This window comes from uncultured Phenylobacterium sp. (assembly GCF_902826855.1).
GTDB lineage: Bacteria > Pseudomonadota > Alphaproteobacteria > Caulobacterales > Caulobacteraceae > Phenylobacterium.
Genome location: NZ_CADEGK010000202.1, coordinates 1 through 7918 on the forward strand (window position 1 = coordinate 1; position 7918 = coordinate 7918).

The 7918-nt window shown below is 67.6% G+C and carries 8 protein-coding genes and 1 pseudogene; 3 read left to right on the plus strand and 6 right to left on the minus strand.

The features are described from left to right. Both QZV94_RS20585 and kdpA read right to left on the minus strand, forming a co-directional pair. Window positions 1-404: pseudogene (locus tag QZV94_RS20585) on the minus strand (potassium-transporting ATPase subunit B); the annotation flags it as partial. Window positions 405-423: 19 nt separating this feature from the next. After that, the gene (kdpA, locus tag QZV94_RS20590) at window positions 424-2136 is read right to left on the minus strand and encodes a potassium-transporting ATPase subunit KdpA (protein ID WP_293681284.1); all 1713 of its coding nucleotides are present in this window, start codon (window positions 2134-2136) and stop codon (window positions 424-426) included. A 478-nt stretch (window positions 2137-2614) separates the two neighbouring features. On the opposite strand from kdpA, the gene QZV94_RS20595 reads away from it, so the two are divergent. The 3 genes from QZV94_RS20595 (at window position 2615) to QZV94_RS20605 (ending at window position 5003) form a co-directional block, all read left to right on the plus strand. Further along, complete coding sequence (locus tag QZV94_RS20595) at window positions 2615-2800, plus strand: CsbD family protein (RefSeq protein WP_367254993.1); 186 nt, start codon at window positions 2615-2617, stop codon at window positions 2798-2800. A 49-nt stretch (window positions 2801-2849) separates the two neighbouring features. Continuing rightward, a complete protein-coding gene (locus tag QZV94_RS20600) occupies window positions 2850-3398 on the plus strand; it encodes a DUF1003 domain-containing protein (protein WP_293681290.1) in 549 nt (182 codons plus the stop codon). 219 nt (window positions 3399-3617) lie between these two features. Then, the gene (locus QZV94_RS20605; protein ID WP_293681293.1) at window positions 3618-5003 is read left to right on the plus strand and encodes an APC family permease; all 1386 of its coding nucleotides are present in this window, start codon (window positions 3618-3620) and stop codon (window positions 5001-5003) included. Between the two features lie 21 nt (window positions 5004-5024). Here the strand turns inward: QZV94_RS20605 and QZV94_RS20610 are convergent, their stop codons facing one another. Genes QZV94_RS20610 through QZV94_RS20625 form a run of 4 tightly spaced genes read right to left on the minus strand, consistent with a single transcriptional unit; the run spans window position 5025 to window position 7748 of the window. Beyond that, a complete protein-coding gene (locus QZV94_RS20610) occupies window positions 5025-5714 on the minus strand; it encodes a CDP-alcohol phosphatidyltransferase family protein (RefSeq protein WP_367254990.1) in 690 nt (229 codons plus the stop codon). Continuing rightward, on the minus strand, window positions 5627-5878 hold the full coding sequence (locus QZV94_RS20615) for a Rieske (2Fe-2S) protein (protein WP_293681299.1): 252 nt from the start codon (window positions 5876-5878) through the stop codon (window positions 5627-5629). Before QZV94_RS20615 ends, QZV94_RS20610 begins: the two co-directional genes overlap by 88 nt. Next, window positions 5875-7083 (minus strand): iron-containing redox enzyme family protein, encoded by a 1209-nt coding sequence (locus tag QZV94_RS20620; RefSeq protein WP_293681301.1) that lies wholly within the window; start codon window positions 7081-7083, stop codon window positions 5875-5877. The genes QZV94_RS20615 and QZV94_RS20620 overlap by 4 nt, the downstream gene beginning before the upstream one ends. Further along, window positions 7080-7748: a dihydrofolate reductase family protein gene (locus tag QZV94_RS20625; protein ID WP_293681304.1), complete on the minus strand. Its 669-nt coding sequence runs from the start codon at window positions 7746-7748 to the stop codon at window positions 7080-7082. Before QZV94_RS20625 ends, QZV94_RS20620 begins: the two co-directional genes overlap by 4 nt. Between the last annotated feature and the right edge of the window lie 170 nt (window positions 7749-7918).

Here is a 7918-nt window from a genome sequence, read left to right on the forward strand (position 1 = left end):
TCGTGGGCGGGCGTCGGCACGATGGTCCCGGTGCGTTCGTCCACGATCAGCTTGGCCTTGGTGGTGACCCGGGTGGCGCGCAGGCTGTCGGCAGCGGCCTTGCCGCGGCCCTCGGCGATGCTCTCAGCGAAGTTCGCGAACAGCACAGTCGCCCAGAGCCACAGCGCCAACTGCAGCGCGAAGCCCCAGTCGCCGCCGGCCGCGATCTCCATGACGGCCGAGACGGTGGCGAGAAGCGCCACGATCCAGGTCGCGAAGATCACGGGATTGCCCAAGAGCTTTCGTGGATCGAGCTTCGCGAACGAGTCGCGCGTGGCTCGGCTGAGGATCGCTGGATTGAGGCCGGTGGCGAGCGTCGAGGCCTTGCGGCGGTTGTCGCCAAGCGGAACGTGAGCGGAGGTCATGACGGTCGGGTCCTGAGGCTCAGCGGGCGACGGCGAGGGCCGCCGGCAGCTGGAAGTGTTCGACGATCGGGCCCAGAGCCAGCGCCGGGAAGAACTGCAGGCCGCCCAGGATCAGGATCACCCCGATCAGGAGGCCCACGAACTGGCCGCTGTTGGTGGGCAGCGTGCCGGCGCTAGGCTCGAGCTTGGGCTTGGCCGCGAGTGCTCCGGCGATAGCGAGCACGGCCACGATGCCGGGGAACCGCCCCAGGAGCATGCCCAGGCCGAGGGTGGTGTTCCACCAGGGCGCGTTGGCGGTCAGGCCGGCGAAGGCCGAGCCGTTGTTCGCCGTCGCCGAGGTGTAGGCGTAGAGGATCTCCGAGAGGCCGTGCGGACCGGAGTTCAGCAAACCCTTCAGCGCCTCGGGCAGCACCGCGGCGACGGCGGAGAATCCCAGCATCGACAGGGGCAGCACGAGAACCACCAGCATCGCGAACTTGATCTCGCGCGCCTCGATCTTCTTGCCCATGTACTCGGGCGTGCGGCCCACCATCAGGCCTGCGACGAACACCGCCAGCAAGGCCATGACGACCATCGACGCCAGGCCGGTGCCGATGCCGCCGGGCAGGATCTCGCCCAGCTGCATGAAGAACATCTGCACCGCGCCGCCCAGCGGCATGTAGCTGGCGTGCATGGAGTTGACCGAGCCATTGGAGGCCCCGGTCGTCACGGCGGCCCAGGCGGCCGATGCCGGCGCGCCGAAGCGGACCTCCTTGCCTTCCATGTTGACGCTGGCGTCGACACCCGCGGCGACCAGGGACGGCGCCGGCTGGGTTTCGGTCCAGTAGAGCGTGGCCGCGCCGGCCGACAGGATGATGGCGGCGGCGACTACGAGCGCGCGCACGTCCTTCTTGGCCATGGCCGATCGTCCGAAGGCGAAGAACGCCGCCCAACCGAGCACATTGATCGAGACGGCCGCGATGAAGTTGGCGAGGGGGTTCGGCCCCTCGAACGGGTGCGACGAGTTCACGTTGAAGATGCCGCCGCCGTTGATGCCGAGCTGCTTGATCGCGAGCTGGCTGGCGGTGGCGTAGAGCGAGATCTTCTGCTGGCCGCCTTCCAGCGTCGTGGCCATGACCGAAGCGTCCAGCGTCTGGGGCACGCCCAGCGCCAGCAGCGCGATCGCGACCACGATCGACAGGGGCAGCAGCACCCACAGCGTCGTGCGCGTCAGGTCGGCCCAGAAGTTGCCCAGGCCCTCCCCGCGATTGGCGAGGAACGCCCGCGCCAGGGCGGCCGCGACGGTCGCGCCGGTGGCGGCGGAGAGGAAGTTCTGCACCGTGAGGCCGGTCATCTGGCTCAGCGTCGACATGGTGGTCTCGCCGCCGTACGACTGCCAGTTGGTGTTGGTGACGAAGCTGACGGCGGTGTTGAAGGCCAGGGGCTCGGACAGCGGGCCGAAGCCCTGAGGGTTCAGCGGCAGGACACCCTGGAGCCGCAGCATCGCGTAGAGCAGGCCGAAGCCCACGGCGTTGAAGGCGAGCAGCGCCGCCGCATAGCCGAACCACCCTTGGCTCTTGCTCGGATCGACGCCGCAGGCGCCGTAGAACAGCTTCTCGACGGGCCGCAGCACGGGGTCGAGCCAGGTCTTCTCGCCGTTCCAGACGCGCGACATGTAGACGCCGATCGGCCAGCCGAGGCCGATCGCGAGTCCGAGAGTGAGGGCGATTTCCGCCCAGCCTTGCCAGTTCATGGAATGGGTCCGTCAGAAGCCGTCAGAAGCGGTCCGGCCGCAGGAGGGCGACCAGCATGTAGCCGCCGATGACCAGGGCGCCCGCGCCCCAGAGCAACATCTCGAGCATCAGAGCCGCCTCAGCGCCGCTGCGAACGCCCCGAACAGCGCAAAGGCCCCAAGGCCGAGCGCGATGTAGATGATGTCGAGCAATGGTCCGCTCCCGCTTCAGGTCGATGGAGCCAGGGGACTACCAAGCGGGGGCGTAAGGGCTCCATTCGGAAGGCCGCACCCAGGCGTAAGGAAAGCATAAGGATCGCGAGCCCGGCCTTGATCGGTATCAACGTTCGGTTGATCGGCGGCGCTGTGCGGCTTGGGCATCTAACCGACCTTGGGAATGCAACCAAAGGCTCAGCTTGAGGCTTCGTCTGATGTGCTTGCCCCGATTGGCCGCGCGGCGGCCGCGGCATTCCCCGTGGCCGCAGGACTCAGCTGGAGAATGGCCATGAGCAAAGAACGTATCGAAGGCGTGACCCAGAAGGGCGTGGGCGCCGTAAAGGAAGCGGTCGGCAAGGCGATCGGCAACGAGCAGATGCAGGTCGAAGGCGTGGCCGACAAGATCGTTGGCTCGGCGAAGGAATCCGCGGGCAAGGTGATCGACGCCGTGCACAAGGCAACCCGGTAGCGCGAGGACAGGTGCGGCCGGCGCAGCCGTCGACCGCGCCGACATCCGGATGACCCAAGCCCGCGCCTTGCGGCACGAATTGAAGGACTACGAAGCCCGGCAGCTGCTTGCGCTCAGGGCGCTACGCCGGGATCAGCGCGAGCTGGGCCCGAGCGCCGCAGCTCCGCGCCTTACCCTCGGCGAGCGCGTCGCCGATCGCGTGGCCGCGACCATGGGATCCTGGCCGTTCATCGTCACGCAGACGGTGATGCTGGCCATCTGGATCGGCCTGAACATCACAGCCTTCGTCCAGCGCTGGGACCCCTACCCCTTCATCCTCCTGAACCTCGCCCTATCGTTTCAAGCGGCCTACGCTGCGCCCTTCATCATGATGAGTCAGAACAGGCGCCAGGACATCGACCGCCAGCAGGCCGCGACCGACTACCGCGTCAATGTGAAGGCTGAACTCGAGGTCGAGCTTCTCCACGAGAAGCTCGACCACCTCCGGGAAAACGAGGTCCTGGCCCTCACCCAGGCCGTCGAGCGACTCACGGAACTTCTGCAGGAGGCCCGAACGCCCGCCCGAGCCAAGCGGGGGAGATCCCGTGCACCAGGCTAAGCCGATCTCTCACGCCCCGCGGCCGATCACGTGGCGCGCGATTGCCGGACCCTTCGTCGCCCTCATAGAGGAAACGGCGCGCGCCGCACCGCCCGACGAAACGCCGGGCCCCAGTCACCTGATCTCGCAGGGCGGAGATCGATTGCGAGGCAGCGGAGAGTGTCGCGGCTTGGCTGAGGATCCGACGAAGGCGCTCCTCGACGGTCTGGATCGCCAGCCATGAGCGGGGCCGCCCCGCCCTCGGCGGATTCCGAAGTGGGGCCCCAGCTCAATCGCACCATCGGTACGGCCCAGCTGATGCTCTACGGCGTGGGATCCATGCTGGGCGCCGGGATCTACGGTCTCGTCGGCAAGGCCGCCGGCGTGATGGGCGGCGCCGTGTGGATGGCCTTCCTGGTGGCCATGGCCGCGGCCCTGCTGACCGGCGTGAGCTACGCCTCCATCGCGTCGCGCTACCCGAAGGCCGGCGGCGCCGCCTACGTCGCGCAACGGGCTTATCGGACGTCCTGGCTCAGCTATGTCATCGGCTTGGCCATTGTCTGCTCCGGACTGGCCTCGATCGCCACCCAGGCAAAGGTGGTGGCCGAGAACCTCAACACCCTCATCGGCCTGGACTTCGGAATGACCATCGCCGGCCCCTCGGCCGAGGTGACGATCCTTGCGATCGGCTTCCTGCTGCTGGTGGCGAGCATCGTCTATCGAGGCATCACCGAGTCCCTCTGGGCCAATGCGATCTGCACGATCGTCGAGGCGCTGGGCCTGCTGTTGGTTATCGCCGTTGGGATGCGCTTCTGGGGTCAGGCCGATCTCCTCGCCGTACCGACCGGACCCGCGAACCCCGCCGGCGCCCTCACGGTTGGGCTGCTGCTGCAGGGATCCATCCTGACCTTCTTCTCGTTCCTCGGCTTCGAGGACATGCTGAACGTCGCCGAGGAGGTAAAGCGCCCGGAACGCACGATCCCGGTCGCGCTGATCGGCGCCATGATACTCGCCTCCCTGATCTACATGGCGGTCTCGATCACCGCCGTCTCCGTCGTGCCCTGGCCGGACCTGGCGGCCGCACCCGGCCCGCTCAAGCTGGTGATCGAGCGTGCGGCGCCTTGGTTTCCCGCTGTCGGCTTCACCGTCATCACCATCGCGGCCGTCGCGAACACCGCCCTCGTCAACTACGTCATGGGCTCGCGCCTTCTCTACGGCATGGCCCGCCAAGGCCTCCTCCCCGCCGTCCTCGGCCGTGTACACGGCGCACGGCGAACGCCCCACGTGGCGATCGGCGCCCTGTTGGCCATCGTCGTCGCCCTGCAGTTTGCGGGCGGCATTGAGCAGCTAGCCAGCGCGACGGTCCTGCTGCTGCTGGTCGTCTTCGTTCTCGTGAACGGCGCTCTCATCGTCCTGACGCGTCGGGAGGGGAAGATCGAGGGATGCTTCAACGCCCCGATCCTCGTCCCCGCGGCCGGCGGGGCGATCTGCCTGGTGATGATCGTTGGCCGCGTTCTGCAGGATGACTGGCGCGGCCCTGCGATCGCCGGCGTACTGATCGCGGCGATCCTCGTGCTGTACGTCGTTACCCGGCCAGGCCGACGAAGCGCCAACTCGAGAACTTGAGATCACCGGCCGAAACCGGGATCAGCGACGGGAGCCGCGGGCGTCGACTCGCGCAAGGCCGTGGGCCGCATCGAGGTCTCGGCCGCCGCGCAGTAGGAAGGCCACCTGTTCCAACCGGCTAATCCCGATCACCCCTGCGGCGAGTGGGATCCACAGTTCCCACTCCGTGACAGCAACAAGCGGCCAGAGGCAGAACAGGAGCACAGCGCCCACCTTGGCCGACCAGAAGTGGAACATCAGCAGCCGGCGACTGAGGAGCCAAGACACCGCGAGGTAAACCAGCGGACCTGCAAACACGATGGTGAGCGCGATCGGGTGGCGACCCATTACGCCCGGCAGGTCGAGAAGGAGGAAGGCCAGGATCCCGAGTGAGAACAGGTTGTCGACCGCCGCGTCGAGTTGCGCGCCGAATTCCGAACCGCGGCCGCTCCGACGCGCGAGCCAGCCGTCAACCAGATCGGTGGCGGCGGCGAGGCAGTACAGCGCTATCGCGGGCCAGCGCCACCCGACGAGCAGCAAGGCCAGGATCGGCACGATCATCACGCCTCTGGCGAGCGTCACCAGGTTGGCGAGCTTCCACGCGCCGCCCTCGGTCAGCAGGCGTGGGAGAAGGCCTGGTTGGTTCATAGGCCGCGCGCCACCTCCAGCCGGATCGTGCCTGGCCGGGCTATTAGGCGGTCGAGGGCGAATACGCCGCGGTGCATGGGGCATACAAGATCGCCGTCCGCGTTGATGAACCCGGACTTCAGCGGCCCGCCACGGTGCGGGCAGGCGTTGGCCACGAGGTACAGACCGCCATTGTGGCTCAGCAGGAAGTATTCCACGCCATCGCGCCAGATCGGCGGCAGATCACTTGCGATCCAGCTCTCGCTCATGACACCAGTCGCCGCGCATAGGCGTCCGCCGGAAAGCCCGCGAAGACGCCCGCCGTCACCTGGCCCAGGCCACCGACCTGGAGGCGTTCAGTCTCGGCCAGCGCCGCGGCGCCGGTGGCAGTGACGCCACGACCGAGACCCGCCATGTCAGGGGCCGACGGCGTCGCCTGCCCGCCTGCGGCCGCATTGTCGAAGGCTCGTGCGGTCGCCAGCATGTGCGCCCCGGCGTCGTCAAAGGCCCGACGGGTCAGTTCCGCGCCAGCGACGATCTCCACGCCGACGTCGGCGCCATAGTTCGCCACCAGGGGCGCGGCGACCTCCTCGATCACCATGGCTGTATGGTGCAAGTCGATGTGGGCGTGCTCGCCGAAATAGCGGGCGTCGGCCTGCGGGTGGAATTCGCGCAGGTAGCGGAAATGGTCCTGAGTTGAGCGCTGGTAGGCGGTCTCGGCGAACAGCAGGAACCCGACCTGCAGGAAGAAATTCGCCGGGTTCTGGAACAGGTGGTGGACTGTGTTGTGCAGGTCCAGCGTCGCCGTGTCGAACAGCGGCCAGCACGCGTTGTATTCGTCCGGCAGCCCGAAATCGCGCATGACGGCTCGGTAGAGCACGCTGTGCTTTTTGCCGTGCACGCCATAGCCGAACTCGTCGATCAGGATCCGGAACAGGGCCGACTGCGGCGCGCCGAACTCGCCAACCACGCCGAGGGCGGAGGCGGAGGCCTCGGCGAGCAGATCGGCCGACGACTGCAGCAGGAACTGGCGATAGTGCGCCTCGCGATGCGAGCTGGTGCGCACGTACGCCACGAAGGCGTTTTCCGGCTGGCTGGCGACCTCCGTCTGGAGCGCCTCGGCGTATGCACGCCAGTCACGACCGCGGGCGTTTGCACGGGCGGCGGCCACCGCCGGTGCGATGAGTTCCGCCTCCAGACCATGGCGGAGGGCCTCCAGCGCCGCCATCTCCTGCGGGTCGTAGTGGCGCCTGAGACAGTCAACGATCGAACCCGACAGAGCGCCGGTCGGCAACAGGACATAGCGCGCCTGATAGGCCCGCATGAGCGCCAGGTGCTTGGCGTGGCGCAGCGCCGCGGGAACTTCGCAGACGCCCTCGGTTTCGATCCGAAGATCCCATGCCGACGGCGGCGCGGCGCCGCTACGTTCGGCGAGGCGGCGCCCGACCGCCGTGATGTCGGCCGCTCCGATCACGCCGCGACGGCGAGCGGCGTGTAGATGGAAACGCCGACGCCGCTCTTCACGAACATGTCGTCCAGCCGCCAGCGCGACAGGCTGAGGCGACTGGTTCCGTTCACCGGTCGCAGATAGGTGGGCGCTTCCACGGCCCCGGAGATGACCGGTATGTGCTTGATGATGATGCGGGAGACCATGTCGGCCTCGAAGAGACTATGCAGCAGGCGCGAGCCGCCCTCTGCAATCATGCTTCGTATGCCCAGCGCATAGAGGACATCCATCAGTTCATTCAGGTCCACCCGCGCGTCACCGCAGTGGACGACCTGCACGTTCGGCTTCGCCGCCAGCGCCGCGACCACCTGCGCTGGCGCCGCCTTCGAGACGGCCACGAGGGTCGCGCCGCCATCGTTCAGAAGCCGCGAAGCCAGCGGAATGTCACCCAGCGAGGTTGGGACCACCCTCAGGGGATTCGGGCCGTTGAAGTGGCGCACGGTCAGTTCCGGGTCGTCGCTCCGGACCGTGCCCGCCCCCACCATGATGGCGCTGTGCGACGCCCGCTGCTGGTGGAACCATGTCCGGAGGTCGTCGCCATAGAACTCGAAAAGGTCTTTGCTCGAGGCGCCCGGCCCCAGGGATAACTTTCCATCGATCGTGAGTTCGGAAAGCGTAGTGATGTCGATCATCTGTCTACCCAATGGCCCACGACCACGCCCGAGCTTTAATGGCCCAACGCGCAGCCAGGCCGAAAGGCTCCGCTGGTAGCTTCCGGCGCCGGGCTATCGCGTGGGACCAGCGATCTTCGCGCGGACTTGAGCCTCCACCCGTTCGATCCCCTGGCTCACGTCCGGGGCGC

Bases quoted from the DNA above. Each gene is read 5' to 3' on its own strand.
- QZV94_RS20610 (WP_367254990.1), bottom strand. From the start codon at position 5,714: ATGCCCCATGCACCGCGGCGTATTCGCCCTCGACCGCCTAATAGCCCG.
- QZV94_RS20600 (WP_293681290.1), top strand. From the start codon at position 2,850: ATGACCCAAGCCCGCGCCTTGCGGCACGAATTGAAGGACTACGAAGCC.
- QZV94_RS20625 (WP_293681304.1), bottom strand. From the start codon at position 7,748: ATGATCGACATCACTACGCTTTCCGAACTCACGATCGATGGAAAGTTA.
- QZV94_RS20595 (WP_367254993.1), top strand. From the start codon at position 2,615: ATGGCCATGAGCAAAGAACGTATCGAAGGCGTGACCCAGAAGGGCGTG.
- kdpA (WP_293681284.1), bottom strand. From the start codon at position 2,136: ATGAACTGGCAAGGCTGGGCGGAAATCGCCCTCACTCTCGGACTCGCG.
- QZV94_RS20615 (WP_293681299.1), bottom strand. From the start codon at position 5,878: ATGAGCGAGAGCTGGATCGCAAGTGATCTGCCGCCGATCTGGCGCGAT.
- QZV94_RS20605 (WP_293681293.1), top strand. From the start codon at position 3,618: ATGAGCGGGGCCGCCCCGCCCTCGGCGGATTCCGAAGTGGGGCCCCAG.